Annotated in this window: 23 protein-coding genes; 13 read left to right on the top strand and 10 right to left on the bottom strand. The window is 71.4% G+C overall.

Annotation, left to right across the window (positions count from 1 at the left end):
• The first annotated feature begins 28 nt into the window (after window positions 1-28).
• The 7 genes from K2F47_RS04835 to K2F47_RS04805 all read left to right on the top strand — a co-directional run bounded on the left by K2F47_RS04835 (window position 29) and on the right by K2F47_RS04805 (window position 9,819).
• Complete coding sequence (locus K2F47_RS04835) at window positions 29-2,473, top strand: serine/threonine-protein kinase (RefSeq protein WP_242902567.1); 2,445 nt, start codon at window positions 29-31, stop codon at window positions 2,471-2,473.
• The gene (locus K2F47_RS04830; RefSeq protein ID WP_242901471.1) at window positions 2,470-3,813 is read left to right on the top strand and encodes a protein phosphatase 2C domain-containing protein; all 1,344 of its coding nucleotides are present in this window, start codon (window positions 2,470-2,472) and stop codon (window positions 3,811-3,813) included. Before K2F47_RS04835 ends, K2F47_RS04830 begins: the two co-directional genes overlap by 4 nt.
• The gene (locus tag K2F47_RS04825) at window positions 3,810-5,171 is read left to right on the top strand and encodes a vWA domain-containing protein (RefSeq protein ID WP_242901469.1); all 1,362 of its coding nucleotides are present in this window, start codon (window positions 3,810-3,812) and stop codon (window positions 5,169-5,171) included. The genes K2F47_RS04830 and K2F47_RS04825 overlap by 4 nt, the downstream gene beginning before the upstream one ends.
• Before the next feature lie 2 nt (window positions 5,172-5,173).
• Complete coding sequence (locus K2F47_RS04820) at window positions 5,174-5,989, top strand: FHA domain-containing protein (RefSeq protein WP_242901467.1); 816 nt, start codon at window positions 5,174-5,176, stop codon at window positions 5,987-5,989.
• Window positions 5,986-7,485 carry a GlnX family signal transduction membrane protein gene (locus K2F47_RS04815; RefSeq protein ID WP_242901465.1) on the top strand — a complete coding sequence of 500 codons (1,500 nt, stop codon included), beginning with the start codon at window positions 5,986-5,988 and terminating at the stop codon, window positions 7,483-7,485. Before K2F47_RS04820 ends, K2F47_RS04815 begins: the two co-directional genes overlap by 4 nt.
• 9 nt (window positions 7,486-7,494) lie before the next feature.
• Window positions 7,495-8,412 (top strand): glutamate ABC transporter substrate-binding protein, encoded by a 918-nt coding sequence (locus K2F47_RS04810; RefSeq protein WP_242901463.1) that lies wholly within the window; start codon window positions 7,495-7,497, stop codon window positions 8,410-8,412.
• Between the two features lie 180 nt (window positions 8,413-8,592).
• Window positions 8,593-9,819, top strand: coding sequence for a kinetochore Spc7 family protein (locus K2F47_RS04805; RefSeq protein WP_242901461.1), 1,227 nt, complete (start codon window positions 8,593-8,595; stop codon window positions 9,817-9,819).
• A 107-nt stretch (window positions 9,820-9,926) separates the two neighbouring features.
• On the opposite strand, the gene K2F47_RS04800 is transcribed toward K2F47_RS04805, so the two are convergent.
• On the bottom strand, window positions 9,927-10,583 hold the full coding sequence (locus tag K2F47_RS04800) for a hypothetical protein (protein WP_242901460.1): 657 nt from the start codon (window positions 10,581-10,583) through the stop codon (window positions 9,927-9,929).
• 136 nt (window positions 10,584-10,719) lie between these two features.
• Between K2F47_RS04800 and K2F47_RS04795 the strand changes: the two genes are divergently transcribed.
• Complete coding sequence (locus K2F47_RS04795; protein WP_372490818.1) at window positions 10,720-11,238, top strand: PH domain-containing protein; 519 nt, start codon at window positions 10,720-10,722, stop codon at window positions 11,236-11,238.
• Here K2F47_RS04795 and K2F47_RS04790 read toward each other — a convergent pair.
• From K2F47_RS04790 to K2F47_RS04770, 5 genes are all read right to left on the bottom strand, one after another.
• Complete coding sequence (locus K2F47_RS04790) at window positions 11,184-12,056, bottom strand: ABC transporter permease (RefSeq protein WP_242901459.1); 873 nt, start codon at window positions 12,054-12,056, stop codon at window positions 11,184-11,186. The genes K2F47_RS04795 and K2F47_RS04790 overlap by 55 nt on opposite strands.
• On the bottom strand, window positions 12,053-12,892 hold the full coding sequence (locus tag K2F47_RS04785) for an ABC transporter permease (protein WP_242902565.1): 840 nt from the start codon (window positions 12,890-12,892) through the stop codon (window positions 12,053-12,055). Before K2F47_RS04785 ends, K2F47_RS04790 begins: the two co-directional genes overlap by 4 nt.
• Before the next feature lie 74 nt (window positions 12,893-12,966).
• On the bottom strand, window positions 12,967-14,214 hold the full coding sequence (locus K2F47_RS04780; RefSeq protein ID WP_308198366.1) for an ABC transporter substrate-binding protein: 1,248 nt from the start codon (window positions 14,212-14,214) through the stop codon (window positions 12,967-12,969).
• Window positions 14,211-15,359, bottom strand: coding sequence for an ABC transporter ATP-binding protein (locus K2F47_RS04775; protein WP_242901458.1), 1,149 nt, complete (start codon window positions 15,357-15,359; stop codon window positions 14,211-14,213). The genes K2F47_RS04780 and K2F47_RS04775 overlap by 4 nt, the downstream gene beginning before the upstream one ends.
• Window positions 15,360-15,390: 31 nt before the next feature.
• Window positions 15,391-16,824 carry a gamma-aminobutyraldehyde dehydrogenase gene (locus tag K2F47_RS04770; protein ID WP_242901457.1) on the bottom strand — a complete coding sequence of 478 codons (1,434 nt, stop codon included), beginning with the start codon at window positions 16,822-16,824 and terminating at the stop codon, window positions 15,391-15,393.
• Window positions 16,825-16,986: 162 nt separating this feature from the next.
• Between K2F47_RS04770 and K2F47_RS04765 the strand changes: the two genes are divergently transcribed.
• Together K2F47_RS04765 and K2F47_RS04760 are read left to right on the top strand one after the other, a co-directional pair.
• Window positions 16,987-17,469: an Lrp/AsnC family transcriptional regulator gene (locus tag K2F47_RS04765; protein WP_242901456.1), complete on the top strand. Its 483-nt coding sequence runs from the start codon at window positions 16,987-16,989 to the stop codon at window positions 17,467-17,469.
• A 92-nt stretch (window positions 17,470-17,561) separates the two neighbouring features.
• Entirely contained in the window at window positions 17,562-17,819 is a 258-nt protein-coding gene (locus tag K2F47_RS04760) for a type II toxin -antitoxin system TacA 1-like antitoxin (protein ID WP_242901455.1), read from the top strand.
• A gap of 901 nt (window positions 17,820-18,720) precedes the next feature.
• Here K2F47_RS04760 and K2F47_RS04755 read toward each other — a convergent pair.
• Complete coding sequence (locus K2F47_RS04755; protein ID WP_242901449.1) at window positions 18,721-19,152, bottom strand: HIT family protein; 432 nt, start codon at window positions 19,150-19,152, stop codon at window positions 18,721-18,723.
• On the opposite strand from K2F47_RS04755, the gene K2F47_RS40455 reads away from it, so the two are divergent.
• Both K2F47_RS40455 and K2F47_RS04740 read left to right on the top strand, forming a co-directional pair.
• Window positions 19,081-20,817 (top strand): ATP-binding cassette domain-containing protein, encoded by a 1,737-nt coding sequence (locus K2F47_RS40455; protein ID WP_308198365.1) that lies wholly within the window; start codon window positions 19,081-19,083, stop codon window positions 20,815-20,817. The two genes, K2F47_RS04755 and K2F47_RS40455, sit on opposite strands and share 72 nt — an antisense overlap.
• Window positions 20,814-21,503 (top strand): hypothetical protein, encoded by a 690-nt coding sequence (locus K2F47_RS04740; RefSeq protein ID WP_242901447.1) that lies wholly within the window; start codon window positions 20,814-20,816, stop codon window positions 21,501-21,503. The genes K2F47_RS40455 and K2F47_RS04740 overlap by 4 nt, the downstream gene beginning before the upstream one ends.
• Before the next feature lie 1,211 nt (window positions 21,504-22,714).
• On the opposite strand, the gene K2F47_RS04735 is transcribed toward K2F47_RS04740, so the two are convergent.
• Genes K2F47_RS04735 through rlmN form a run of 3 tightly spaced genes read right to left on the bottom strand, consistent with a single transcriptional unit; the run spans window position 22,715 to window position 25,289 of the window.
• A complete protein-coding gene (locus K2F47_RS04735) occupies window positions 22,715-23,542 on the bottom strand; it encodes a DUF1963 domain-containing protein (RefSeq protein WP_242901446.1) in 828 nt (275 codons plus the stop codon).
• Between the two features lie 60 nt (window positions 23,543-23,602).
• A complete protein-coding gene (locus tag K2F47_RS04730) occupies window positions 23,603-24,115 on the bottom strand; it encodes a DivIVA domain-containing protein (protein ID WP_242901444.1) in 513 nt (170 codons plus the stop codon).
• Between the two features lie 46 nt (window positions 24,116-24,161).
• Window positions 24,162-25,289, bottom strand: a complete 1,128-nt coding sequence (gene rlmN, locus K2F47_RS04725) for a dual-specificity RNA methyltransferase RlmN (RefSeq protein ID WP_242901442.1) — start codon at window positions 25,287-25,289, stop codon at window positions 24,162-24,164.
• A 128-nt stretch (window positions 25,290-25,417) separates the two neighbouring features.
• Here rlmN and K2F47_RS04720 point away from each other — a divergent pair, with 128 nt between their 5' ends.
• Window positions 25,418-26,563: a suppressor of fused domain protein gene (locus K2F47_RS04720; RefSeq protein WP_242901440.1), complete on the top strand. Its 1,146-nt coding sequence runs from the start codon at window positions 25,418-25,420 to the stop codon at window positions 26,561-26,563.
• Window positions 26,564-26,578: the final 15 nt, after the last annotated feature.

Below are 26,578 nucleotides of genomic sequence, written 5' to 3'. Positions count from 1 at the left end.
CGACGGCGGCTTCTGCGTCAAATGCGGCATGTCAGCCGCATCGGCCCCCGCGGCCTCGTCCGCGCCGATTGTCTGTTCTGTTCCAGGTTGTGGCGGCACGATCGTCGACGGCTACTGCGAGAGATGCGGCTCCCCACCGGCGGCCGTGCCCGCGGCCAGACCGGCCCCGGCGTCGAGCGGGCCCGTGTCGGACAAGTGCGGCCGGCCCGGCTGCGCCGGGACGATCGTGGACGGCTACTGCGACACCTGCGGCTCCCCGCCCTCGCAGACGTCCGGGTCCTCGGGCGGTACCTCGGGTGGCACGTCCAGCGGCACGTCCGGGTACACCTCGGGCAGCACGTCGACCGGCGGCACCTACCGGACGGGCAGCACCCGCACCGGGTCCTCGCGGTCGTCCAGGGGACGCGGCCGGCTCGGCGAGGGGCTCGTCGAGGTGCCGCCCGTCCCCTACCGCGACCCGTCCAGCGCCGTGATGAGCGACCCGCAGGTCGCCGAGAACAAGCGTTTCTGTAGCAACTGCGGCGAGCCCGTCGGGCGCAGCCGGGGCGACCGGCCGGGCCGCACCGAGGGCTTCTGCGCCAAGTGCCGCGCCGCGTTCTCCTTCAAGCCGAAGCTCTCCCCCGGCGACCTCGTCCACGGCCAGTACGACGTGCTGGGCTGCCTCGCGCACGGCGGCCTCGGCTGGATCTACCTCGCCAAGGACCGGAACGTCAGCGACCGGTGGGTGGTGCTCAAGGGCCTGCTGGACAGCGGCGACGCCGACGCGATCGAGGCCGCGGCCGCCGAGCGCGCCTTCCTCGCCGAGGTCAAGCACCCGAACATCGTCCAGATCTACAACTTCGTCCAGCACGCGGGCGACGGCTACATCGTCATGGAGTACATCGGCGGGCAGTCGCTCAAGGACATCCTGCTGCACCGGCGCCGCGAGCTCGGCGAGCAGTGCCTGCCGGTCACGCAGGCGATCGCGTACGCGCTGGAGGTGCTGCGCGCGTTCGACTACCTGCACACGCAGGGCCTGGTCTACTGCGACTTCAAGCCCGACAACGTGATCCAGTCCGAGGAGCAGCTGCGGCTGATCGACCTCGGCGGCGTCCGCCGGCTGACCCGGCAGGACGGCGCCATCTACGGGACGATCGGCTACCAGGCCCCCGAGATCGCCGACGACGGCCCCTCGATCACCTCCGACCTGTACACGGTCGGCCGGGCGCTGGCCGTGCTGAGCTTCCCGTTCAAGGGCTACACCCGCAAGTACGTCGACAGCCTGCCGCCGCGCTCCGAGGTGGAGCTGCTGCACCGGTATGAGTCCTACGACCGGTTCCTGCGCCGCGCGACGCACCGCAGGCCGGCGGAGCGGTTCCAGGACGCGGCCGAGATGGCCGAGCAGCTCACCGGCGTGCTGCGGGAGATCCTCGCCACCGAGGACGGCGAGCCGCGGCCCGAGCCGTCCGGGCTGTTCGGGCCCGAGCGGTTCGCGGCGGGCGACACGCTCGTCAAGGGCGGGCACGGCACCCCGGGCGACCCGAGCGAGCCGGACGTCCCGGAGGGGCCGGAACCGGCGCTGCCGCCCGTCCCGCCGCGGGAGGCCGCCGTCGCGCTGCCGGCGCCGCTGGTGGTCAGGACGGACCCCATGGCCGGGTTCCTGCGGGGGCTGACCGCGCTGGAGCCCGCGCAGCTCGCCGCCGCCGTCGCGGGCGCGCCCGAGCACACGCCCGAGGTGCGGTTCGCGCTCGCCCGCGCCAAGATCGAGATGGAGCTGTTCGACGAGGCCGAGGAGCTGCTGGCGGAGCTCGACCAGGAGCTGCCCGGCGACTGGCGGGTCGAGTGGTACCGCGCCGTCGCCATCCTCGCGCAGGGCCGGCTCGCCGAGGCCGAGCCGCGCTTCGACCGGCTGTACGGGCTGCTGCCCGGGGAGGCCGCGCCGAAGCTCGCGCTCGCCTACTGTCGCGAGCGGAGCGCGCCCGCCGACGCCGTCCGGCTGTACGAGCTGGTGTGGCGCACCGACCAGAGCTACATCAACGCGGCGTTCGGCCTGGCGCGCGTGCACCTGGCCGCGGGCGACCGGCAGGGCGCGATCGCCGCGCTCGAATCCGTCCCCAAGATCTCGATCCGGTACGTGCCGGCGCAGGTCGCGGCGATCGCGACCACGGTGCGCGGCCGGCAGCCGCACGAGCTGACGGCCGCCGAGCTGGTCGAGGCGGGCGACCGGCTCGGCCGCCTCGGCCTGGACGGGGAGCACGCCGACCGGCTCGCCGCCGAGGTGCTGGAGGCCGCGCTCGACTGGCTGGTCGTCGGGCCCGGACCCGGCACGGGGGCGCAGGGCGGGGCGCTGCTCGGCGAGAACCTCGCCGAGGCGCCGCTGCGGGCGACGCTGGAGAGCACCTACCGGCGGCTGGCCCGGCTGTCCCACAAACGCGAGGAGAGCCGTGTGCTGATCGACGCCGCCAACGCCGTACGCCCGAGGACGCTGCTGTGACCGATGACCAGGCGAGTACCAAGTCGGCCGAGCTGGCGTGCCCGAGCTGCGGTGAGATCGTCTACGCCGGGGAGAAGTTCTGCGAGGAGTGCGGGCACCGGCTGGACGACACCGAGCCGGACGGCACGTCCGGCCTCGCCCTGCCCGCGCCGAGCCCCGCCGCCCGCGCGGGCGCCACGATCAAGCAGAGCTCCACGTCGTCGCGCGGCCGCCGCGCGGCGGCCGCCGCGCACTGCGTGCAGTGCGGCGGGACGGCGATCGCCGAGGACGGCTACTGCGAGCACTGCGGAGTCCGCCAGCCTGTCGACCGCGACCACGTCGAGATCGAGCTCCCCGCGCGGGACGCGGCGCCGCCCGCGAACGCGACCGCGAACGGGACCGCGGCCGGGGCGCGGCGGCTCGTCGCGGCCGGCGCGAGCGACCGCGGCCTGCGCTATCCCCGCAACGAGGACGCCATCGCCCTGCTCACCCACTCCGCCGGGATCGCGGCCGTGGTGTCGGACGGCGTCGGCTCCTCGCTGCGTCCCGAGGACGCCTCCCGCGCGGCCGCCGACACCGGCGCCGCCGAGCTGGCCGCGCGGCTGGACTCCGGCGAGGACCCGGCCGAGGCCACCCGCGCCGCCGCGCTGAAGGCGGCCGAGGCGGTCGCGGCGCTGGCCGAGTCCCCGTCCGAGGCGCCGTCATGCACGTACGTGTCGGCGGTGACACGGGACGGCGTGCTCACGGTCGGCTGGGTCGGCGACAGCCGCGCCTACTGGCTGGCCGCGCGGGAGCCCGCGCCGCCCGGGGGCAACGGCGACGACGGGCCCGACACCGCCGAGTTCGCCATGGCCGACCTCGACACCGGCGACACCCAGCCCGAGGGGACCGGCCCGGTCGAGATCGTGGACCTGGACGGCTCCCGGCAGCTCACCGACGACGACTCGTGGGCCGCGATCATGGTCGCGCAGGGCGCGCTGACCGAGGCCGAGGCGGAGGCGCACCCGAACGCGCACGTCATCACCGCCTGGCTGGGCGCCGACGCCGAGGAGGTCAGGCCGCACGTGCGCGCGTTCCGGCCGTCCGGGCCGGGCACGCTGCTGGTGTGCAGCGACGGCCTGTGGAACTACTTCCCGCAGGCGGCGGATCTCGCGGGGCTGCTCTCGAACGCCGGCGGCCCCGCCCCCGGCGACGGGGCCACCTCCGCCGGCCCGGCCGCCGATCCCACCGCCGATCCGCTGCGCGCGGCCCGGACGCTGGTGCGCCACGCCCTCGACGCGGGCGGCCGCGACAACATCACGGTCGCCGTGATCCCCGTCCTGCCCGCCCTTCCGACACAGAGCACGGAGCAGCACCGATGAGCCAGCACCCCAACTTCAGCATCAGGATCGACCAGAACAAGTTCCTGCCCGAGGGCGGCCGTGAGGTGCACGCGATCGTGTCGGTGGAGGCGACCGCCGCCGACGGGGCGGCCACCGCCGCGCCCACCGTCACCGACGCGTCCGAGGTCATCATCATCGACACCTCGGGGTCGATGTCCTACCCCGACACGAAGCTGCGCGCGGCGATCGCGGCGGCGCAGACCGCGATCGACACGTTGCGCGACGGCGTGCGGTTCGCGGTCGTGTCGGGGTCGAACTCGGCCGCGATGGTGTATCCGCAGCAGCCGGGCCTGGTCCCGGCCAATGAGGAGAGCAGGCGTCTGGCCAAGCACGCGCTGAGCCGGTTGAAGGCCTCCGGCGGTACCGCGATCGGGTCGTGGCTGCGGTTGGCCGACCAGCTGTTCGACGACCGGCAGGGCGCGATCCGGCACGCGATCCTGCTGACCGACGGCAAGAACCAGCACGAGACGGCCGAGGAGCTGGACTCGGTCCTGTTCCGCTGCGCGGGACGGTTCGTGTGCGACTGCCGCGGCGTCGGCACCGACTGGGAGGTCGCCGAGCTGCGCAAAATCTCCTCGGCGCTGCTGGGCAGTGTGGACATCGTCGCCGACCCCGCCGGGCTGGTCGCCGACTTCGAGGCGATGACGCGGGCGGCGATGGGCAAGTCCGTGGCCGACGTGGTGCTGCGGGTGCAGACCCCGCAGACCGCCAAGCTGCGGTTCGTCAAGCAGGTCATGCCCTCGGTGGAGGATCTCACCGGACGCCGCGTCGACAGCGGCCCGCAGGCGGGCGACTACCCGCTCGGCGCGTGGGGCGCGGAGAGCCGCGACTACCACCTGTGCGTGGAGGTCCCGCCCGGCGACGTCGGCCGGGAGCTGCGCGCCGCGTGGGTGAAGCTGGTGGTGCCGGACGCCTCCGGCGGAGAGTCGGCGCCGCTGGCGACCGGCAACGTGCTCGCGCAGTGGACCGACGACGAGGCGCAGTCCACCCGGATCAACGCGCGGGTCGCGCACTACACGGGCCAGGCGGAACTCGCCGCCGTCATCCAGGAGGGGTTGCAGGCCCGCAAGGACGGCGACCTGGACACCGCCACCGCGCGGCTCGGCCGCGCGGTCGTGCTGGCCGACGAGGCGGGCAACGACGCGATCACATCGATGCTCCGCAAGGTCGTGGACGTGATCGACCCCGCCACCGGGACCGTCCGGCTCAAGCGCGAGATCGACAAGGCCGACGAGATGGAACTCGACACCCGCTCCTCCAAGACCGTGAGAACACGGCACAACGAGGTCCACACGCGGCGGGACGAGACCGTGCACGTCCGGCGGGGCGAGGGCTGAGCATGGCGATCTGCCCCAACGGCCACTCCTCCCGGTCGGACGACTACTGCGACCTGTGCGGCGAGCGCATCGGCGCGGCGCCCGCCCCGTCCGTCCCGTCCGGCGGGGGCGGGGGTGTGGGCGTCCCGACCCAGGCGATGCCCCAGCCCGGCGGCACGCCGTGCCCCGACTGCGGGACGCCCGCGAGCGACCGGTTCTGCGAGGCGTGCGGCTACGACTTCGCCACAGGCGGCGGGAGGCCGACCCCTGCGCAACCGGCTCCGGCCGCAGCACCGACGCCGCCGCCCGCCCCGGCGCCGAGCCCGGCCTCGACACCGCCCTCGACGCCGGTTCCGTCTCCGGCTCCGGTTTCGAACCCCGCTTCGGCTCCGAATCCGGTTCTGGCCCCGGTGCCGGACGGGACGGTGACGTGGACGGCCGTGGTGATCGCCGACCGCGAGTACTACAACGCGGTCATCGCCGAGGAGGGCCCCGACTCGGCGTCCCTCTCGTTCCCGCCCTACGCCCCGGAGCGGCGCATCCCGCTCGCCAAGCCGGAGATCCGCATCGGGCGGCGCAGCGCGTCCCGCCCCGAGCCGCCCGAGATCGACATGCGCGAGCCCCCGGAGGACCCGGGCGTCTCGCACACCCACGCCGTCCTGCTCGCCAAGCCGGACGGCACCTGGACGCTGGTGGACCCCGGTTCCATGAACCGGACCTTCCTGAACGGGTCCACCGCCCCGATCCCGTTCAACGTCGAGGTCCCGCTCTCCGAGGGCGACCGCATCCACATCGGCGCCTGGACCACCATCACGCTCACACGAGGCGAGGCGACATGACCGCCGTTCAGCAGCCGCCCTCGACGGGGACGCAGCCCACCGCGGCCGGCGCGCCCCCCGCCCGGCGCGGGCCGTCCTCGATCCGGCCGCGGCGCACCCCGCCGCCGGCGCGGACGGGTCTCGCGCGGGCGCTGCCGCGCACCGTCGTCGCGCGCGTCCGGACGCTGACCGCGCTGGTGATCGTGCTGCTGCTCGGTCTCCTCGGCGCGGCGTGGTGGGCGGTCGCGGGCGCGCGCGAGGGCGTCCGGGTGATCGGGTACGACGCGGGTCCGCAGGTCGTCGCGACCGGCGACCTGTACTTCCAGCTCACCGAGATGGACGCGCAGCTCGCCGACGCGCTGCTCATCGGCAACGCCCCCGGCGGCGGCCGGGACCGGGCCCTCGCCGCCTACGACCACAGCCGCGCGGAGGCCGGGAAGGCGCTGCTCCAGGCCGCCAAGCTCGCCGACGAGGACACCGAGGACAACACCGCGCGCGAGCTCCTGTACGCGCTCGGCCGGTACGAGCGGCTCGCCACGCAGGCCCTCGAACTCGACCAGCGGGCCGGGCACACCTCCGGGGCGCCGCCGGAGAACGTCGTCCGGCAGTACCGCGCCGCGACCGACCTGATGAAGCTGGACCTGCTGCCCAAGGCCTACAACCTGACGCTCGACAACGGCACCCTCGTCCGGCACACCTACGAGGACCGGCGGTCGGACGTCCTGAACGGGCGCGCGCTCATCCTCGTCACGGGCGTGCTGCTGCTGATCACGCTGGTCGGCCTCCAGGTGTTCATGGCGGTGCGGTTCCGGCGGCTGCTGAACCCGGCGCTGGCCCTCGCGACGCTCCTCACGCTCGTCCTGGTCGGGGCGAGCGCGACGATGCTGTCCGGGCAGGCGAACCATCTGCGGGACGCCAAGGCCGACGGTTTCGACTCGATCCTGGCGCTGTCGCGCGCCCGCGCCATCAGCAACAGCGCGAACGCCGACGAGACGCGCTACCTCATCGACCCCACCCGGGCGGACGCCTACGAGCAGGTGTTCCTGAGCAAGTCCCAGACCGTCCTGTACCTGAAGGCCGGGAACCTGAACGAGTACAACAAGGCGGTGCAGAAGGGCCTGAACTTCGAGCCGGGAAAGGTCCCGTTCCTCGGGTTCTTCGGCACGGAGGCGTCGCGTTCCACCGACGACAGGCAGCGCGGCGCGCTCGTCAAGGTGCTGGAGGAGTACCGCCGGTTCCAGGCGAACGACCGGCGGATGCGGGACCTCGTGAACGCCGGGCAGCGCGCCCAGGCGGTCGCGGCGCACGACGGCGCCGCCGGGGACTACGTCCGCTACGACAAGTCCCTCCAGTCGCTGATCGAGGCGCACCGGGCCGCGTTCCGCTCCGCGGTCGCGGACGGAAAGGGCGGGACGAAGGGCTGGTACGGCGTCCTGCCGGTGGCCGGCGTGATCATCATCGCGCTCACGCTGATCGGTGTGCGTCCCCGGCTGGCGGAGTACCGATGGTCTAGGTGAGGGGGCGCCGTGGGCGCAGCACGGTCAGCACAGGCAGCACGGTCAGCACAGACGGCACGGCCGGCACGGTCGGCAAGGCGGCGGGGCAGGCGGGTACGCGGCGGCGCGGGGGCGGCGCTCGCGGCCGGGACTCTCCTCGCGGCGGGCGGCTGCGGGGTCGCCGACGCGGGCGAGAACTCCGTCGCGACGAAGCACAGCCTCGTCATCGGGGTCAACGCGGACCAGCCCGGCATCGGCCAGCGCGTCGGCGACACCTACCAGGGGTTCGACATCGACGTCGCGAAGGAGGTCGCCCGCCGGCTCGGCGTAGGGCCGGAGGACATCACCTTCAAGCAGGTCGGCTACGCGACCCGCGACTCGATGATCAAGTCGGGCGAGGTCGACCTCGTCGTGGCGAGCTACTCCATCACGCCCGAGCGCAAGAACCGGGTGGCGTTCGCGGGCCCGTACTACGTCGCGCACCAGGACATCCTCGTCCCCGCGTCGGACAACACCGTCAAGACCGTGCACGACCTGAAGGGCAAGCACCTGTGCAGGGTCCCGGGGTCGATCTCGTATCCGCGCGTGCACGACGAGAAGGGCGTCGCCACCGAGCCGGTCGTGGCCAACGGCTACGCGGCCTGCGTGGACGGGCTGATGGCCGGACGGATGGACGCGGTGTCCACCGACGACCTGATCCTCGGGGGGCTCGCGGCGCAGGTGGCGAAGAGCGGGGTCCGCCCGCCGAAGTTCGTCAGCCAGCCGTTCTCGGACGAGCCGTACGGCATCGGCATCCGCCGCGGCGACCTCGACGGCTGCGAGGCCGTCAACAAGGCGATCACGGAGATGTACCAGGGCCCCACGATGCGCTCCCTGCTCTCGAAGTGGTTCGGCGGCACCACCCTCCAGGTGACCACGACCGTCCCGCAGTTCGAGGGATGTGACTGACCGCGACCACGCGGGCGCGCACGCGTGATGTCGACGCCGTTCGCGGGGGTTCAGGACGCGGTTGAGACCAAAGGCCACTGAGATCAGTCGGTTACGTAAGTTCCGGTCGGCGCACATGATCGTAAGTTATGGTCGCGAACAAACCCCGATCCGGTGATTTACGGCCGCCTGAGGAGTGCCATGACGACGGTCATCCTGGTGGTGATGTGCGTCGTGGTGGGGGCGCTGGAGCTCTACGCCGGAAAGCAGAGTAAGGACCAGGCGAACGCGTTCACGCGCCGGATCGAGCAGCTCAACGAACAGGTCACCAAGCAGAACAACGTCCTGGTGACGGTCGGTGAGCAGCTCACGGCCGAGCTGTCGCGGGTCAAGCAGGACGTGCTGCCCGCGCTCGACGACCGGCTCCGGCACAGCAGCGGGCAGGTCGACGAGCTCGCCGCGCGCGTCCACGAGGCCGACGACCACCTGCGGACGCAGGCCGCGCGGCTCCAGGACCTCGAACAGCAGCGGGTCACGCTCGCCGCGCTGCGCCGCAAGCTGGCCGAGGTCGAGGCGTCGGTGCGGGCCGTGACCGGGGCGGGCGCCGAGGCCGTCGAGGGCAAGGTCGACGCCGCGCTGGACCGGCTCGCCGAGCTGGAGCGCGGCGGCGCGGAGATCCTGGTGCTCCAGCGCACGCTCACGCGCACGCTGGAGGCCGTCGAGGACGTCGTCGCCGAGCTGCTCCGCTTCACCGAGGGCAGGCTGGACGACACCGTCGCCGCCGCGCTGACCGGCCGCCCCTACGCGCCCGCCGCCGCGCTCACGCAGTCCCCCGCCGCCGACGCGGGCGTCACCGCCACGGGACGGCTGTGGACGCGCGACGAGCAGCTCCAGGACATCCTCACCGACCTGTACGAGCGGTGCGTCCGCGCGAACCGGCTCGACGTCCGGTTCCGCACGGTGGAGGGCACCGAGGGCCCCGCGACGGGCTCCGCCGAGCGGTACCGCTACTTCCTCGGCGGGCAGGACGCCGAGGACCTCGCCGGGGCGTTCAGCGCCCTGCTCATCTCGACCGGCGCCGACCTCCCCCGCAACGGCCCGGCATCCGGCGCCGGACGCCGCGGCCTCGCCCGCGTCGAGCCCGGCCTGCCCTCCGGCGTCACGCCGAGCCGTCCACCCGAGGACGAGGCGGCCCTCAAGGCGCTCCTGCGCGCCCTGTTCGAGAGCGCCGGGGCGGTGGCCCAGATCGGCCCGCTGATGGCCGTCCGGACCCGTGACGAGCTCCTGTGCGCCGTCCTGACCGCCCCGCAGTCGCTGGAACTGGAGAGCGACGAGGTCTTCTGGGACCCGGCCACCGCGACCGTCCGCCTGCGCGGCCTGCCGTCCCACCAACTCTGGGACCTGACAGCATGGGCCGCAACCTCCTGAAGCCCCGCACCGTGACGGGCCGGGCGTTGAGGAGCCGCGCCCTCACGGGCGGGGCCGGGCTAGGCCGGGCCGTGGCGGGCCGGGCGCTGGCCTTTCGCGGCTCAGCCTTACGCGAGGGCGGTGCCGTAGGCGCGGACGGTGCGCTCCGCAGGGTCGCCCAGGCGCACGTACACCGGGCACCGGACGGCGCGCGTCGACGGTTCCACCTCCGCGCACAGCCCGACCCCGGCCGCGCGGTCCAGGAACACCACGTTCTCCACGGCGCGGGCGCCGCGCACCGCGTACGGCACCGAGTCGGCGTCGCCGGTGTCGAGCAGCTCCTCGAACGTCAGCCTGCGCGCGAACCGCACCAGCGCCGCCGCGTCCACGACCCGCGTGCCGATCGCCGCGCTGGGGCCCGCAACGACGAGGCCGAAGCTCGGGTTCTCGCGTCCGCGGACGTAGATCTCGCGGTCGGGCTCCAGGCCCCGGCGCCGCTCGGGCAGGTGCAGGCCGAACCCGGCCTCGCCGTCCAGGAACGCGGGCGGCCCGAACCACACGGGGGCGGTCCGGCGCCCGCCGGCCGGAACCTCGTGGGCGCCCGCGGGCGTCTCCCAGCCGGGCAGGTACACACCGAGCCCGCGCAGCAGCAGCCGCCAGATGGGCCGCCCGGTCACGCCGGGCGCGAACGCGCCCCGCGAGCCCCCGGCGTCCCGTGGCCCGCCGTCCGGCCCGTCCGTCCGCCCGCCAACCGGCTCCCGCACGCCGTCCATGCCGAACATCATCAGCCGACGATCCGGCGCGCACAAGGCCGGACCACCGGGTCACCCGGGAGCCCCGCGGCCTTACCGCGCGGCCTCTGCATCGGCGGCGCCCGGTCGGCTACGGTTGGACCCACCAGATCATGACGAGGACGCCACCGTGAATTTGCAGGACATGATGGTGCGCCGCGACACCTCGTCGCGGACGGTCGACAAGTATCTGATGTCCTACGAGGGCCGGGTCATCGCCGTGCGGCGCCACCCCGCCGTGCTGCTGTTCCCCGTGGCGCTCGTGGTCGGCGGGCTCATCGCGTGCGGCGCCGCCTACGCGGTCTCGGGCGTCCTGTGGCTCTGGTTCCTGTGGCTGCTCGCGATCGGCTTCCTGGTCTGGAAGCTCATCGCCTGGTCGATCGAGTTCTTCCTGGTCACCGAGCACCGCGTGATGCTGGTCAGCGGCATCCTCAACCGCAACGTCGCGATGATGCCGCTGGCGAAGGTCACCGACATCGCCCTGGAGCGCTCCGTCGCCGGACGCATGCTCGGGTACGGCGAGTTCGTGATGGAGTCGGCGGGCCAGAAGCAGGCGCTGCGCAACGTGGGCTTCATGCCGTATCCGGAGCAGCTCTACCTGGAGGTGTCGTCGGTCATCTTCGGCACGATCGACGAATCCCCCGACTGACGCCGCGCCGGTGCACCGTCGCGCCGGTGCACTGTCGCGCCGGCACTTCGCCGTGCCACGATCAGGGCGACCAGCGCGCCGGACGCGAAGATGAGCGTGCCCATCACGTTGACCTGCGGCGGCGTCCCGGTCCGTGTCGAGCCGTAGATCCACAGCGGGAAAGTGACCGTGGTCCCGCCGGTGAAGCCGGTGATCACGAAGTCGTCGACCGACAGCACGAACGCCAGCAGCGCGCCCGCGAGCACACCCGGCCTGACCATGGGGAACGTGACGAGGCGGAACCGCGTCCACGGCCCGGCGCCGAGGTCCCGCGCGGCCTCCTCGACCGCCGGGTCCAGGCGGGCGACGCGGGCGCGGACGGTCACCGCCACGAACGCGATCGAGAACATCACGTGCGCGGCGAGGATCGTCAGGTAGCCGCGGGGCACGTCGAACGTGACGAACATGGACAGCAGCGACGCGCCCATCACGAGCTCCGGGCACGAGATCGTCATGAGCAGCACCAGGTTCGCCGCGCCGCCGCCGCGGAACCGGTGGCGGCCGAGCGCGAGGCCCGCGAGCGTCCCGACGACCGTGCTGAGCAGCGTGCTCAGCAGCGCGATCGTCAGCGAGTTCAGGACGGCGGTGGTGAGGTCGTCCTTGTCGAGCAGGTGCGCGTACCACCGGAGCGTGAAGCCCTCCCAGCGGAAGTTCTGCTTGCCGTGGGTGTCGTTGAACCCGAACAGGATCATGATCGCGATGGGCAGCAGCAGCCAGGCGATCAGCAGCAGCGTGTAGACGTGCAGGCCGGAGACGGCCTTGCCCGGGCGGGTCGTCATCGTCCGGCCGCCACGTCCAGCACGCTCTGGGCTCCTCGGGCGCCGAGGACGCGCGCGTACGCGAAGACGCCGAGCAGCAGCATCGCCATCAGCGCGAACGACAGCGCGGACGCGGCCGGGTAGGCGCCGTTGTCGAAGTACTCCGCCTGGACCACGTTGCCGATCATGGTGTCGCGGGGCCCGCCGAGCACTTCGGCGTTGACGTAGTCCGCCGACGCGGGCGCGAACGTCATGATCACCCCGGCGAGGACGCCGGGGAGCGACAGCGGCAGGACCACCCGGCCGAACGCCTGCGCCCGGCTCGCGTACAGGTCGCGGGCGGCCTCCACAAGGCGCGGGTCGATCCGCTCCAGGGCGACATAGATGGGCAGCACCATGAAGGGGAGAAGGTTGTAGGTCAGCCCCGACACGACCGCGAAACCCGTATCCAGGACGTGGAAACCTTGCGGGAGAACCCCGTGGTCGCGCAGCGGCCCGAGCACCGGGCCGTTGTCGGTCAGGACGAGCTTCCACGAGACCGTCCGGAGCACGTACGAGACGAAGTACGGCAGCAGCAGAAGGAACAGGTACGTCGACTTGTTGCGGCCGCCACGGAACGCGATCCAGTACGCCGCCGGATAGGACAGCGCCACGCAGGCCGCAGTCGCCAGCAGGCCGTACCAGAGCGATCGCAGGAAGGTGTTTCTGTAGGTGTCCAGGGCGTAGGTGTAGTTCTGCCAGTGGAACGTCTGCCGGAATCCGTCCACGAGGTTGCCGGTCTGCAACGACAGCGACACCATCAACACCATCGGGACCACGAAGAACGCCGCCAGCCACAGCCCGCCCGGCAGAATCATCAGATAGGGCGTGACCCGCCCGAGCACGCCCCTCACCGAACCCCGCACGTCCCTCACGAGCTTTTGCGCATCCCTCACGAGCCCTTGGCGATGGGCTCGAAGGTCCGCTGGTAGCGCGTCTCCTCCGCCTGCGTGAGCCGCCGGTAGTGCCGCAACCGCGCGAGGTCGGCCTGGGACGGGAACACCAGCGGGCTCGTGCTCAGCCTGGTCAGGTCCTTCTTCTTAGCGCCGGTCGCCTTCGCCGCGTCCGCCGCGACGATCTCCCGCACGGCCGGGACGGGCGTGATGTAGTTGACGAACTCGGTCAGCGGCGCGTTGTTCGCCGGGACGTACAGCCAGTCGATCAGGGTGAGCGCGTCGACCGGGTTCTCGGCGGTCTTCGGGATGCACAGGTTGTCCGTCCAGAGGGTGCCGCCCTCCTCCGGCACGACGAACTTCACGTCCGGGCTGGTGAGGCTGTACACGTCGCCGGACCACGCCATCGTCAGCCACACGTCGCCCTTGCTGACCGCGTCGACGTAGTCCTGCGTGTAGTACTTGCGGACGATCCCCTTGTCACGCTGCTCACGAAGTTTGGCGGCGGCCCGGTCCCAGTCGGCGGGGGTGGAGCGCTCCGGATCGACGCCGAGCAGGAACATCCCGAAATTGCCGAGTTCCTGGGAGTCGCCCAGCATGCCGACCCTGCCCTTGTACTTCGGGTCGAAGAGCTGGGCGATGCTGGTGATCTCGTCCTTGACGTACCGGGTGTTGTAGGCGATGCCGGTGATGCCCGACTGGTACGGCACCGTGAACGCGTTGCCCGGGTCGTAGGACGGGTTCCGGTAGCCCGGCCCCGCGTTCGCCGTGAAGTTCCGCAGGCGGGACCGATCCAACGGAGCCAGATAGCCGAGCTGGCGGCACTTCTCCAGCTGGATCCCGTTCGTCATCACCATCAGGTCGAACCCGATCGACTGCCCGGCGGCCAGCGGCGCCTGGATCTTGCCGAACCACGGACCGGTCTCCTGGATGACCTCCCGGTAGGTCACGCCGATGCCGGTGGCCTTCTCGAACGCCTTGATCGTCTCGCGGTCGTCCTGCATGTAGCCCGGCCAGTTCGCCCAGCGCAGCCTGCCGTTGCGGGACTTGCCCGCCCAGTACTCCTGGACGTCGGTCCGGCCGATCGCCGCCTTGCCGCCCTGCCCGTCCACGCCGCAGCCCGCCAGCGCGAGCCCGGCCCCCATCAGCTGAAGCGCGCGGCGCCGCGAGACGGTGCCGCCCGTCCGCTCGACCGCCGCGCGCGGGCGTGTGAGCCCACGGGCGAGCTCGGGATGGATGTGGCTCACTGGGGTGCTCCTAGGGCGTACGAGTGGCGCGGGTCCCACGACAGCCACACGGAGTCCCCGCGGGCGGCGACGTCCTCACCGGACGTGACGTTCTGTGAGAACACGACGACGTCCTCCCCGGCGGCAGTGGCGACGGTGTAGTTGGTGGACGTCCCGAGATACACCACCTCGGTCACGGTGCCGCGAATGCGGCACAGGCCGTCCACCGGCCGGTCCCGTCCGATGCCGATCTTCTCCGGCCTGACGGTCAGCTCCAGGCGCTCGCCGACCACGACACCGCGTACCGGTACCTCGATCCACCCGTCCGGCCCGTGGGAGATCACCACCGCCTCGGGCCCCGCCTCGGTGACCTCGCCGCCCAGCAGGTTGGACGTCCCGATGAACCCCGCCACGAACCGCGTCGCCGGACGCTCGTAGACCTCCCTCGGCGTCCCGAGCTGCTCGACGCGCCCCTCGTTCATGACGGCGATCCGGTCCGACATGGCGAGGGCCTCGCCCTGGTCGTGCGTCACGTACACGAACGTGATGCCGACCTCCCGCTGGATGCGTTTCAGCTCCACCTGCATGGCCTGACGCAATTTCAGGTCGAGTGCGGCCAGCGGCTCGTCCAGCAGCAGGGCGCGCGGGCGGTTGACCAGCGCGCGCGCCAACGCGACCCGCTGCTGCTGCCCACCGGACAGTTCCCCCGGACGGCGGCGCTCCCGTCCAGCGAGATCGACCAGTTCCAGCATTACGCCCACCCGCGCCTTGACCTCGCCTTTGGGGACGCCACGGCGCCGCAGGCCGAACGCCACATTGTCGAAGACGTTCATATGCGGAAACAGCGCATAGGACTGGAACACTGTGTTGACGTCACGCTTGTTGGCCGGGACCCCGGTGACGCTGGCGCCGTGCAGATAGACCTCGCCCTCCGTCGGCTCCTCGAATCCCCCGACCAACCGCAACGTCGTCGTCTTGCCGCAGCCGGAAGGACCCAGAAGCGAGAAGAACTCCCCACGCGCTATCGCCAGATCGAGCCCGCGAACCGCGTCGACCGACTCGCCCCGGGCGTGATACGTCTTCTCCACCCCGACGAGCTCGATGGCGGGACCCGCGCCGTCCGCCGGGGCATCGCGCACCGAGGCATCGGACCGGGTCCAGGTCATGGGGAGTTCCTTCTCGCGGACGGGCGGACGGTCAGCCGCCGATGTAGTGCATCACGTGCTTGACGCGCGTGTAGTCCTCGATCCCGTACATCGACAGGTCCTTGCCGTAACCGGAGTGCTTGAAGCCGCCGTGCGGCATCTCCGACACGAGCGGGATATGGGTGTTGACCCACACCGCGCCGAAGTCGAGCGCCCTGGTCATGCGCATGGCCCGCCCGTGGTCACGCGTCCACACGCTGGCGGCCAGACCGTATCGCACGCCGTTCGCCCACTCCACGGCCTGCCCCTCGGCGGCGAACCGCTGGACGGTGATGACGGGGCCGAACACCTCCTCCTGCACCAGCTCGTCGTCCTGCCGGAGCCCGGCGACGACGGTCGGCGCGAAGAAGTACCCGCGCTCCCCGATCCGCGTGCCCCCCGTCAGGACCTCCGCGTGGCCGGGCGCCCGATCCAGGAACCCCTGGACGCGCTCAAGCTGCCCCGCGCTGTTCACGGGACCGTAGTACGCGCCCGTGGCGCTCGGCGGCCCCACCGCCGTCCCCTTCGCGGCCTCGGTGAGCGCCTCGGCGAAGGCGTCGTGCACCCCGTCCGCGACGAGCACCCGCGTGGCCGCCGTGCAGTCCTGCCCCGCGTTGAAGTACCCGGCCTCGGCGATGCCCGTCGCTGCGGCCTCGACGTCCGCGTCGTCGAAGACGACGACCGGCGCCTTGCCGCCGAGCTCCAGGTGCACCCGCTTGAGGTCCTTCGCCGCCGCGGCCGCGACCTCCATCCCCGCGCGCACGCTCCCGGTGATCGACACCATCCGCGGCGTCGGATGGTCGACGAGCGCGCGCCCGGTGTCCCGGTCGCCGCACACCACGTTGAACACGCCCGGCGGCAGGAACTCCGCCGCGATCTCGGCGAGCATCAGCGTGCTCACGGGTGTGGTCTCCGACGGCTTCAGCACGACCGTGTTCCCCGACGCCAGCGCCGGACCGATCTTCCAGGCGGCCATCATCATGGGGTAGTTCCAGGGCGTCACCTGCGCGCACACCCCGATCGGCTCCCGCCGGATGGAGGACGTGTGATCGGCCATGTACTCGGCACTGGCCCGCCCCTCCAGCACCCGGGACGCGCCCGCGAAGAACCGGAGGTTGTCCACCATCGGCGGTACCTCCTCGTCCCTGGTCAGCTGCAACGGTTTGCCGGTGTCACGGCTCTCCGCCTGGACGAGGTCCTCGGCCCGCGCCTCGACCGCGTCCGCGAACCGCAGCATCGCGAGGCTCCGCTCCCCCGGCGTCGCGTCCCGCCACGCGGGGAACGCCCCCTCGGCGGCCCGGAACGCGGCGTCGACGTCCTCGGCGCCCGACAGCGGCGCCCGCGTGTACGTCTCGCCGGTGCTCGGATCGACGACCTCCAGGGTTCGCCCGTCCTTCGCGTCCACGTACTCGCCGCCGATAAAGTTGCGCAGCCTGCCGCCGCTCATCCAATCCCTCCCGGGGACCCTCGCCTGATGCGTTCGTGTCGGCCCGACCCTTACAGAGGATCCCGCCCAATTCAAGTGATTCGCTCGTCATGATCCAATTCGGCGACTGATTCCCTTGAAACAAATATCGCGCACCCCCGACTCCGCAAATAGGAGATCACGATGACGGCTCGCCCGCCCACCCGCCCAGGCACCCCCGCCGTCCCGCTCGACGCGACCGCCAAGCACATCATCGAGCAACTCCAGCAGGACGGGCGGCGCTCCTACGCGGCGATCGGCAAGGCGGTCGGACTCTCCGAGGCGGCCGTCCGCCAGCGCGTCCAGAAGCTCCTGGACGCGGGCGTCATGCAGATCGTCGGCGTCACCGACCCCCTCATGCTCGGCTTCTCCCGCCGCCTCATGGTCGGCGTCAGATGCGAAGGCGACCTGGAGCGGATCGCCGACGAACTCGCCGCCGTCGAGGAGATCGACCACGTCGTCATCACCGCCGGGTCCCTCGACATCCTCGTCGAACTCGTCTGCGAGGACGACGACCGCGTCCTGGAACTCCTCGGCCGCATCCGCGCCGTCCCCGGCGTCGTGTCGACCGAGAGTTTCGTCTATCTCCGGCTGCGCAAACAGTCCTACACCTGGGGAACCCGCTGACCCCGGCCGCGCCCCGATAATCGTCCTTACAGAGGATGCCGCGGCCGCTCCTCCCGACGTACTTTGAGATGCCGCACGGAAGGAGACCGGCCATGTCTGAGTCGGTTCACCAGGACCTTCCCGCCATCGATCACATCGGTTTCCAGACGTCCGCGGAACAGACTCTCGTCATCCGCAAGGCGGCCGAACTGATCGGCTGGACGGTCCCCGAGTACGTGTTGTCCGCGGCACTGGACCGCGCGGAACGCGACCTCTACGAACACGCAGCAGCCCTAGCGGGCACCACACCGCCCCCACCCGATCCCGGAACAGCAGAACCCTACGTGGCCGTCGTCGCGGCCCTGGGTTGACCCCCACAGGCAAGGCCCGCCCCAACCGGGCCTTGCCACCCCCACTCACACACCCAGCCCAACTACATACGCACGCCCGAATTCCCAAACACGAACTCCCACCACAGCCCCACAACCCGCCATTCCCGCCACTCCACCCCCAGACCACCAACCCCCCAGCCACCACGCCCCCGCAGTGCCCTCGCCCCTCCCCTCCTCAACCACAAGTCACTCCACCCCCCACCACCGCCCCCCGCCCCGCCCCGCCCCGCCCCGCGAGACAACTTCGCAACCGGTCCATCCCCCAATAGCCCCACCCGCGCACGGCCCACCCGCGCACAACCCACCCGCACGAGGACCACCCGCACGAGGACCACCCGCGCACAGCCCCACCCGCACGAGGATCACCCGCGCACGCCCCCACGTGCCCCACCACGCACAATCCGCCCGCCACAAGGCCCGCGCGCACACCGCCCACCCGCACCCAGGCCCCGCATCCACGAAGCCGCCAGCCCCACGCCGCCAGCCCACGCCTCCGGCCCCACACCCGGCCTCGCCTTACTCCCAAGCGCGCCAATCACAAGCCGCGCCACTCCACCAGGAGAACGATCGCGGGCAGGCCCGGCGAGCCCAAGCGCGCCGATCACAAGCCGCGCCACCCACACGTTCCTCGCTCCGCCCAAGAACGTCTCCACATGGACCGCGCCCCACAGACGGCCTAACACCCAAGCCGCCCCACACAGGCCACGTCACACACAGACCGCGTCACACGCAGGCCAGGCTCACACAGGCCAGGCTCACACAGGAGCCGAGCGCCCGCAGATCACTCGCCCCGCACACGACCCGCTCCACACGCTCGCCCACTCACTGAACGATTCACCCCACTCCCCAGGCGCCCCACTCACCACGGGCTGGCCGGAACTCACAAGCTCGCGGCGAGGCGGGTCGCGTAGTCGGCGGCTTCGGCGTCCGACTCGTACTTCTGCCGCGGCCAGAAGAATCCGCGCAACCCGTCCTTCTTGTTCCGTGGGACGACGTGGACGTGTAGGTGCGGGACGCTCTGGCTGACGCGATTGTTCATGGCCACGAACGAACCCGCCGCGCCGAGCACCGATTCCATTGCCCCCGCCAGCCGCTGCGCGTGCCCGAAGAACTCCCCGAGGAACTCAGGCGGCAGATCTCCCAGCGTCTCGTAGTGCGTCCGTGGGACCAGCAGCGTGTGCCCCTTGAACAACGGCCGCGTATCGAGGAACGCCATCGCGTCCGGAACGTCCAGCACGACATGCGCCGGTCGTTCCCCCTTCACGATCTCGCAGAAGACGCACCCCGCACTCGCCACCAAGACGACCCCCATCCATCACGGCCCCTCAACCAGCACCCAAGAAAACCACATCCCCACAAGGCCGCCGCAACGCCGCAACCGCAGCGCCGCCCCACAGGGAGGACGCCACCCGATCGGGCTGCTCCACCCACCGACTCGGGGCTAACGCCACGCTTACAGGCGGGTCACTACGGTCCGTGGACTATGCGGCTAGAGAGTGTCGCCTTTCGCTATCACCGCAGGGGCCCTTGGGTACTCAAGGACGTCACCCTCGCGCTCCCCGCAGGCAGCGTCACGGAGGTGACCGGACGCAACGGAGCGGGCAAGTCCACCTTGCTCCGACTGATCGCCGGGCTGCGCCGCCCTCACAAGGGAGCCGTCCATGATCGGCCGAGCCGTGTGGGCTACGCACCCGAACGTTTCCCGGTGGACCAACCGTTCGTAGTCCGCTCCTACCTGCATCACATGTCGGCCATACGTGGAGTCCCTCCCTCCTCCTTGAACACATGGACGGAACGTCTCGGCCTGGAACACCTCCTCGACGTGCGCCTGCCGGAGCTGTCCAAGGGCAGCGCACAGAAGGTCGGACTCGTCCAGGCGCTCATGGACGATCCCGGCCTCCTGATCCTGGACGAGCCCTTCGCGGGCCTTGACGCCGCCACGCGCGACTCGCTCCCGTCCCTGATCGCCGAACTGGCAGCCGGAGGCACCACAGTGGTGATCAGCGATCACCAGCGCACCATCGAGAAGCTCCCCAATCTAGGCCGCATACGCGTAGCCAACTCCGAAGTGGTCCACCTCCCCTCCACTCCCCCGACCTCCACCCAAGCTCCCCCAGCCTCCCCTCCAACGGCTCTAAAGACGCCGTCCCATCCCGCCAAGTCCGCGAGCGTCTCCGCCGCACCAAGTGCCCCAAGCCCGAACAAAGCCGCACACCCGCTAGAGGCAGAGCCCGACAAGACCACCCCCGCCGCCGAACCCCCCAGCCCCGCCACGGCCGAACCCCCATCCAGTCCCCCGTCGCACGCGGCTGAGCCCACCAACAAAGCCGACCCCGCACACCACGCCGAACCCGCGACCGAGTCAGCCGAATCAGCCGAGTCCGACCACACCACCCGCCCCTCCACCCCCACAAGGGACACCGAGACCGAAACCCGCACCCCCACAACAACCGCAGAGACCACCAAGCACGCCGAGCCCACCAGCGTTGTGCAGGCCCCCGAGCACCTAGAGCGCCCAATGGCCACCGAACCCACAAACGCCGGACACACCCATCAGCACCCCACTCCCACAACGGCCGCAGAAGTCACCGACATCCCCGAAATCCCTGACGCGCAAGTCACCGAACGTCCCGAACACACAACGGCCATCAGCCCCACGGAGGGCCCGCAGGGCAGCCAGCACTCCGATCCCACGGCAGCCATCGGGACGACCACCGGGCTCCGCCACCTCACAGGGCCTATGGAAACCACCGAGCACCCCAAGCCCGTATCGGCCGCAGAGCGCCCCGAGATTCACGAGCAGATACAGGCCTCCGAGGGCACAGGTCCACCCGCGGGCACACGGACCGCGGACGACCGGACGAACGGCGGCGCGGCGTGGACGGTACTGACGGTCATCGTCAGGCAGGACGAAGCCGAGGCCGTGGAGAACAGACTCCGCGCCGAGGGACACGACGTGCGGAGGGCCGAGACGTGATCGCACTCGCCCGATTCCAAGTCGCGGGTTATGTGCGCTCGCTGCGCGTCCTGCACCCCCTGATCGTGATTGCGCTGGTCGTGTGTCTCGTCCTCCTCAATGGTCCGAGTGGACCGGACGCCGACAAACTCGGCGTCGCGACCTTCGGGGACGTGGCGGCCTTCATGTTCCCGGTCTGGGCATGGGCGGCCCGCGCCCTGCTCGACACTCAGCCCGACGAGCAGCAGGCCCTGTCGGCAACCGCCGTCGGACGCACGTCCGCCACGATGTGGGCCGGGATACTCGCCGCCTACGGGGTGAACCTCTGCCTGGGTGTCGTCGCATTGCTTGTGCCCCTCTTCCAAGCGATCGCGGTGGGCTCGCCGGGCCAGGCGGTCCTGACGGGCCTTGCGCTGTCTCCGCTGGTGGCCGCGCCCGCCACCCTCCTGGGCGCATGGACGAGCCGGGCGGTGATACCTGCTCCCGGCGCCTCCCTCCTGGCGTTGCTCGGCGGAGCGGCGGGCCTGGTCCTGCTCGGTCTCGGCCGCCTCTCGTGGCTCTCGATACCCATGATCGATTGGCTACGCATAGCCCACGACAGCCCCAGGGAACTTGTCTCCGGCTTCCCAGCGATCGCCCTCCACCTGACCATCTGGACAACCGTGGTCGGCACCCTCTACATGACCACCCCCCGCCTCCGCCACTGACCCCCCACCCAAGCCAACCGCCCCCAAGCCCCCCACAAAGCACCGGCACAACAACGGCAGCAGCGCGGCAGCGGCAGCGGCAGCGGCAGCGGCAGCGGCAGGATCACGCTGACAGCACCCAATCGATCCACGGGCCCCCTCTCACGAGACCGCACGACGAGACCGGCGCCCCTCGCGCCATCTGAACAGCCGGAGCCAGCGCCCCTCTCTGGTCACCCCCGCTTCCGCCATTGACCGACGCCACCCCGCCCCAGGCGGCAGCGGCAAGATCACGCTGACGGCACTAATCAATCCGCGGGACCACACGGGACCACACTCACGAGAACGCCTGACCGGCGCCCTCAAGCCACCTGGACAGCCATGGTCGGCGCCCCTCACGCAGTCCCCTCGCTTCCGCCGGCAACCTGCCCCCACCTCTAGCACCTAGACCAGGCGGCAGCGACGAGGCCGCGCCGGCAGCATCGGATGGGCAGGACCGCGCTCACAGGACTGCGTGACGGTACCGGCGCCCCAGCACGCCACCTGGACAGCCGTAGTCGGTGTCCTCTACATGGTCACCCTTTCGCTTCTCCCTTGACCGACCCCGCCCTGTGGTAGCTGAACCAGGCGACGGCGACAAAACGCGCTGGCATCACGGATCGACGAAACCACATCACGAGACCGTGGGACGGAACCGGCGTCACGGGACTAGCTCACGAGACCGAGTCCACAGGCCGTTCCCGCAAAGCGGGCCAGCCCTTGGTCTCTTACCTGGTCAGGAATCGTCGGCGGTGTCCAGACCGGGGCACAAAACTGGGGGCCACTACCCATGGCGCCGTCGGGACAGGACCGGGGGGACATGGCTCAGGCGGCGAGATCGGGCGAACGGCATCGGGAGACGGCTCTCGGCTCGGGGGCGGCATTCAGGGGGCACCGACGGCGCGCCGTGACGGGGTCAAAGGGGGGCAAGGCGGCAAGGCGGCAGGGCGGCAGGGCGGCAAGCCACGGCATCCGGAGGTGGATCTCGAGGCGGCGCCTTGGGGACGGCACCTCGGGGGACGAGGGCTAGACGACAGGCTCGTGGTGACCGGCCAGGGGTGACAAGCCAGGGTGACAGCGCCGGGTGGGCGGCGCCGGGCCCCGGCGCGGAGCCGAGGGCGCCGAGTCGAGGGTGTCGAGAGGCGGGGCTCGGGTGGGGAGCTTGTGATGGCTGGGCGCGGGGGGTGGGGTGGTCAGGTGGCTTGGACGGTTAGCCATGTCTGCTCCAAGGGCTCGTTCTGGCGGCCGCAGAAGTACACGCGGCCGGGATCGCCCCAGTGCCAGCCGAGGCGTTGGTCGGAGTCGAGTTGCAGCAGCAGGCGCCATTCGGCCACGGCGGACTCCTCCTCTGGTGAGAGTTCGATGGGCTTGAAGGAGTCCAGGTCGCGGCCCGACGAGGCGTACATGCAGTCGGGGCCGACCGGGCGCTGGACGAGGGCGGGCCAGCCGCCCAGCTGGTGGACGGGTGTCTCGTTCGGCCACGCATGCTGTGTCCAGGCGGCGTGCAGCTGCTCGTAGACGGCCACGACACCGCTGTAGATCTGCTCCAGACTCCGCACGACGGGCTCCTGCGGCGAGGGGAGGGACAGATACGGCGTGGCGCCCAGCCGGCAGCGGGGATAGGGGAACGCTCCGGGTGGTGCGGTGACTTCCCGCAGGCGTCCTGTGAAGATCCGCCAGCCGTCGCGCTGGCCTGCGGCGTCACCCCAGGGACGCGGCGCCTCGCTCGCGTAGTAGAACGCGGCCGTACCGGTCGTCGGCAGCCCGGGGATCTCGCCGAGGACGGCTAAGTCGGCGAAGTCGATCGCGCCGAGGAAGTCGAGGGGGCGGCCGTTCCACTCGGGCCAGCGCTCGCCGGCCGGGAGCAGCGGGACGCCGCCGAGCTGGACGCCGACCGCGCTCTCGGCGCCCAGCCGCAGCGCGGGACGGGTCAGGGGCAGCAGCGCGGCGATGACCTCAGCCTCGAAGAAGAGGCCGAACAGCGAGCGCAGCCGCCGCAGTTGCACATCGAGTTGATCCATGTACAAAGCGTCGCGTCCCCCGACACCCCCGCGCCAGCCCTTCGTACAACTGTGGATAACTCAGCGGCGCTCAAGGGCGCCCGCGAGCTGGACGAGGAACCGGTCGACCTCCTGCTCGTCGTAACCCGACCCGAGCCGGACGACGCGGAACGCGCTTTCCCGCACGTCACGGGCCGTCACCGGCGGGGCGGTCCCGCGCAGGCCGGCGATGACACGGTCCAAAAACGCGTCCACGTCACGGACGTCATAGCCCGTGCGCAGCCCCGCGCCCGCGAACCGCGCGTTCTGGATCCAGTTGATCAACCAGCCCGGGTGCACCCGGGGCCGCCCGGCCCGCTCGTCGTAGGGGGCGGTGCTCTGGAGCTCTCTGATGCACTCGCGTACCAGTTCGTCCACCGCGCGTTGCTCGTAGCCGCGCAGGACGACGTCGAACCGGATCGCGCGCACCTCGTCCACCGACACCGGCGGGCCGCCGCTCAGCGCCCGTGAGATCCGGCCCAGCAGGCCGTCCACCTGCCCCCGGTCATAGCCCCGCAGCGCCACCGGCAGCCGCGTACCCGCCCTCCCCGCCACCGTGCTCCCCCCACGCGCGGGGCGCGACGAACACGCCCGCGGCGCGCTAGTCCCTGGTCGCCGCGGCCAGTTGTCCGCAGGCCCCGTCGATCTCCCTGCCCCGAGTGTCGCGCACCGTGACCGGAACCCCGTGGGCCTCCAGCCGCCGGACGAACTCGCGCTCGTCCTCGGGCCGGGAGGCGGTCCACTTGGAACCCGGCGTCGGGTTCAACGGGATCAGATTGACGTGTACGAGGTGCCCGCGCAAGAGCTTGCCGAGAAGATCGGCCCTCCAGGCCTGGTCGTTGACGTCCTTGATCAGGGCGTACTCGATCGAGACGCGGCGCCCGCTGCGGTCCGCGTACGCCCAGGCGGCGTCCAGCACCTCGGCGACCTTCCACCGGTTGTTGACCGGTACGAGGTCGTCGCGGAGCTCGTCGTCGGGCGCGTGCAGCGAGACGGCCAGCCGGACGGACATGTCCTCGGCGGCGAGCTTCTCGATCGCCGGGACGAGCCCCACGGTGGAGACCGTCACCGAGCGTTGGGATATCCCCAGCCCTGCGGGGGCCGGGTCCGTGATGCGGCGTACGGCGCCGATGACGGCCTTGTAGTTGGCCAGGGGCTCGCCCATGCCCATGAAGACGATGTTGGAGACGCGTCCGGGCCCGCCTGGAATCCGGCCGCGCGCCAGTGCGCGCGCTCCCGCCGCGACCTGCTCGACGATCTCGGCCGTGGAGAGGTTGCGGGTGAGCCCGGCCTGTCCCGTCGCGCAGAAGGGGCAGTTCATGCCGCATCCCGCCTGGGACGAGACGCACATCGTGGCTCGGTCGGGGTAGCGCATCAGCACCGACTCGAACAGGACGCCGTCGAACGCCTTCCAGACGGTCTTCAACGTCCTGCCGTCGTCGCAGTCCATCTCGCGGACGGGGCTGAGGAGCGTGGGCAGCAGCTCCGACACGAGGCGCTCGCGGACGGCGGCGGGCAGGTCGGTCATCTTCGCCGGATCGTCGGTCAACCGGGCGAAGTAGTGCCGCGACAGCTGGTCGGCGCGGAACGGCTTCTCCCCGAGCGCGGCCACCGCCTCGCGCCGTTCGACGGAGGTGAGGTCGGCGAGGTGCCGTGGCGGCTTGCCCCGGCGCGGTGCGGCGAAGACGAGCTTCGCCGGGGTCTTGGTGGCATCAGGGGTGGCAGACATGGTCTTACCAGTGTCGCAAACCCCGGCCGATGCCTCGTCCGCCCGACGCGGGCTCGGATTCCCACCCGGAACGCAAGCGAGACGCGACTTCCCTGCACATGACCTTGTTCGCGACTAAGGTCTCGATCATGTCGGTATCGCGCAGGGGCGCCGTGTCCCCCGGAAGCCCTGCCTCCACGGTGGTCCACGCGGAGGCGAGCCCCTACGGCAGTCGCCGGCTCATCATAGAGACCGACGGGGACGTCACGGCCGCCTACCTGAAGGACGCGAGGGACTCGGTCGTCGGGGCGGTCTGGGTGGCGAACCACAGGCAGGCCCCGGCGGAGCTCGACCGTTCCCGGCTGAACTCGGGCAGTGCGCCTCTCCTGCCGATGTCCCACGTCAGCCACCCGCAGGGACGCGAAGCTCTGAATGCCGCAGCCCTGGAGGTGGTGTGGTTCGAGGAGGGCGACGGGGTCGCCGTCCTGGAGGCGGGCGACCCGCTTTTCGTCATTCCGGGTTGGTCCGACATGGGACGCGGCATCCCCGGCTACGGCAGGGACGCCACGGCGCAGAGCCCCTTCGTCTTCCCGCTGGAGGAGGAGATCGAGGACTTCGGGCCGAGAATCGACCGTGCGCGCGCCCACTGGGAAACGTGCCGCGCGGAGGGCTCCTGGGCGGAATTCCAGCAGTCCGTGCTCGGCCACCTGCTGCAACGGCTCGGGCCAGGCGGCCACTACTGGCACGACGTGGGACGGCAGCTGGCGGGCGGACGGCCGAGCGTGGCCCCTACCGTAGGCGTATCGGAGCGTCCCCCAAGGGGCGGCCGTGAATACACGGTGCTGAGCACTGTGGGGATGAGCCGCCAGCGCATGCCCACGGTCGAACTGTACGAGGACGACGTCGCGCCGTACGCAAGGATCGAACTCGCGGTGGCGAGCACCCTGCCCAGCCAACGCGCGGGCAGCATCTTCCCCTGGCTGGCGCAGTACCCGTGGCGGTCGGTGACGTGGTTCGCCCCTGGGGACGTCGTGAAGTGGTACCACGAGGCCCGTACGTTTCCCCTCGGCAACGGCGAGAGCGCATGGGAAGGCGTCCTGTTGCTGGAGGATCCGACACGGCTCGCGGGTCCGCCCGCACCCGCCCTGACCGGGTTGACGATTCACGGCGATCCGGTGCGGTGGCTGTGGCTCGTCCCCATCACCGGTGAGGAACACCGCTTCGCCAAGAGCGACGGGTCGGACGCCCTCGTACGCCGTCTGGCGCACCAGGGCCGTTCCTGGGTGGTCTCCTAGCCCGCCTCCTGGGAC

The sequence above is a fragment of the Actinomadura terrae genome (assembly GCF_022751215.1).
Classification (GTDB): Bacteria; Actinomycetota; Actinomycetes; order Streptosporangiales; family Streptosporangiaceae; genus Spirillospora; species Spirillospora terrae.
This window is presented reverse-complemented; position numbering and strand designations above follow the sequence as displayed.

What these genes read in the sequence shown, in the direction of transcription:
- K2F47_RS04835 (WP_242902567.1), top strand. Translation starts at nt 29, where the DNA reads ATGTCAGCCGCATCGGCCCCCGCGGCCTCGTCCGCGCCGATTGTCTGT.
- K2F47_RS04755 (WP_242901449.1), bottom strand. Translation starts at nt 19,152, where the DNA reads ATGGGGGTCGTCTTGGTGGCGAGTGCGGGGTGCGTCTTCTGCGAGATC.
- K2F47_RS04790 (WP_242901459.1), bottom strand. Translation starts at nt 12,056, where the DNA reads ATGACGACCCGCCCGGGCAAGGCCGTCTCCGGCCTGCACGTCTACACG.
- K2F47_RS04800 (WP_242901460.1), bottom strand. Translation starts at nt 10,583, where the DNA reads ATGATGTTCGGCATGGACGGCGTGCGGGAGCCGGTTGGCGGGCGGACG.
- K2F47_RS40455 (WP_308198365.1), top strand. Translation starts at nt 19,081, where the DNA reads ATGCGCCGGTCGTTCCCCCTTCACGATCTCGCAGAAGACGCACCCCGC.
- K2F47_RS04805 (WP_242901461.1), top strand. Translation starts at nt 8,593, where the DNA reads ATGACGACGGTCATCCTGGTGGTGATGTGCGTCGTGGTGGGGGCGCTG.
- K2F47_RS04765 (WP_242901456.1), top strand. Translation starts at nt 16,987, where the DNA reads ATGACGGCTCGCCCGCCCACCCGCCCAGGCACCCCCGCCGTCCCGCTC.
- K2F47_RS04815 (WP_242901465.1), top strand. Translation starts at nt 5,986, where the DNA reads ATGACCGCCGTTCAGCAGCCGCCCTCGACGGGGACGCAGCCCACCGCG.
- K2F47_RS04760 (WP_242901455.1), top strand. Translation starts at nt 17,562, where the DNA reads ATGTCTGAGTCGGTTCACCAGGACCTTCCCGCCATCGATCACATCGGT.
- rlmN (WP_242901442.1), bottom strand. Translation starts at nt 25,289, where the DNA reads ATGTCTGCCACCCCTGATGCCACCAAGACCCCGGCGAAGCTCGTCTTC.
- K2F47_RS04720 (WP_242901440.1), top strand. Translation starts at nt 25,418, where the DNA reads ATGTCGGTATCGCGCAGGGGCGCCGTGTCCCCCGGAAGCCCTGCCTCC.
- K2F47_RS04785 (WP_242902565.1), bottom strand. Translation starts at nt 12,892, where the DNA reads ATGATTCTGCCGGGCGGGCTGTGGCTGGCGGCGTTCTTCGTGGTCCCG.
- K2F47_RS04770 (WP_242901457.1), bottom strand. Translation starts at nt 16,824, where the DNA reads ATGAGCGGCGGCAGGCTGCGCAACTTTATCGGCGGCGAGTACGTGGAC.
- K2F47_RS04735 (WP_242901446.1), bottom strand. Translation starts at nt 23,542, where the DNA reads ATGGATCAACTCGATGTGCAACTGCGGCGGCTGCGCTCGCTGTTCGGC.
- K2F47_RS04775 (WP_242901458.1), bottom strand. Translation starts at nt 15,359, where the DNA reads ATGACCTGGACCCGGTCCGATGCCTCGGTGCGCGATGCCCCGGCGGAC.
- K2F47_RS04825 (WP_242901469.1), top strand. Translation starts at nt 3,810, where the DNA reads ATGAGCCAGCACCCCAACTTCAGCATCAGGATCGACCAGAACAAGTTC.
- K2F47_RS04820 (WP_242901467.1), top strand. Translation starts at nt 5,174, where the DNA reads ATGGCGATCTGCCCCAACGGCCACTCCTCCCGGTCGGACGACTACTGC.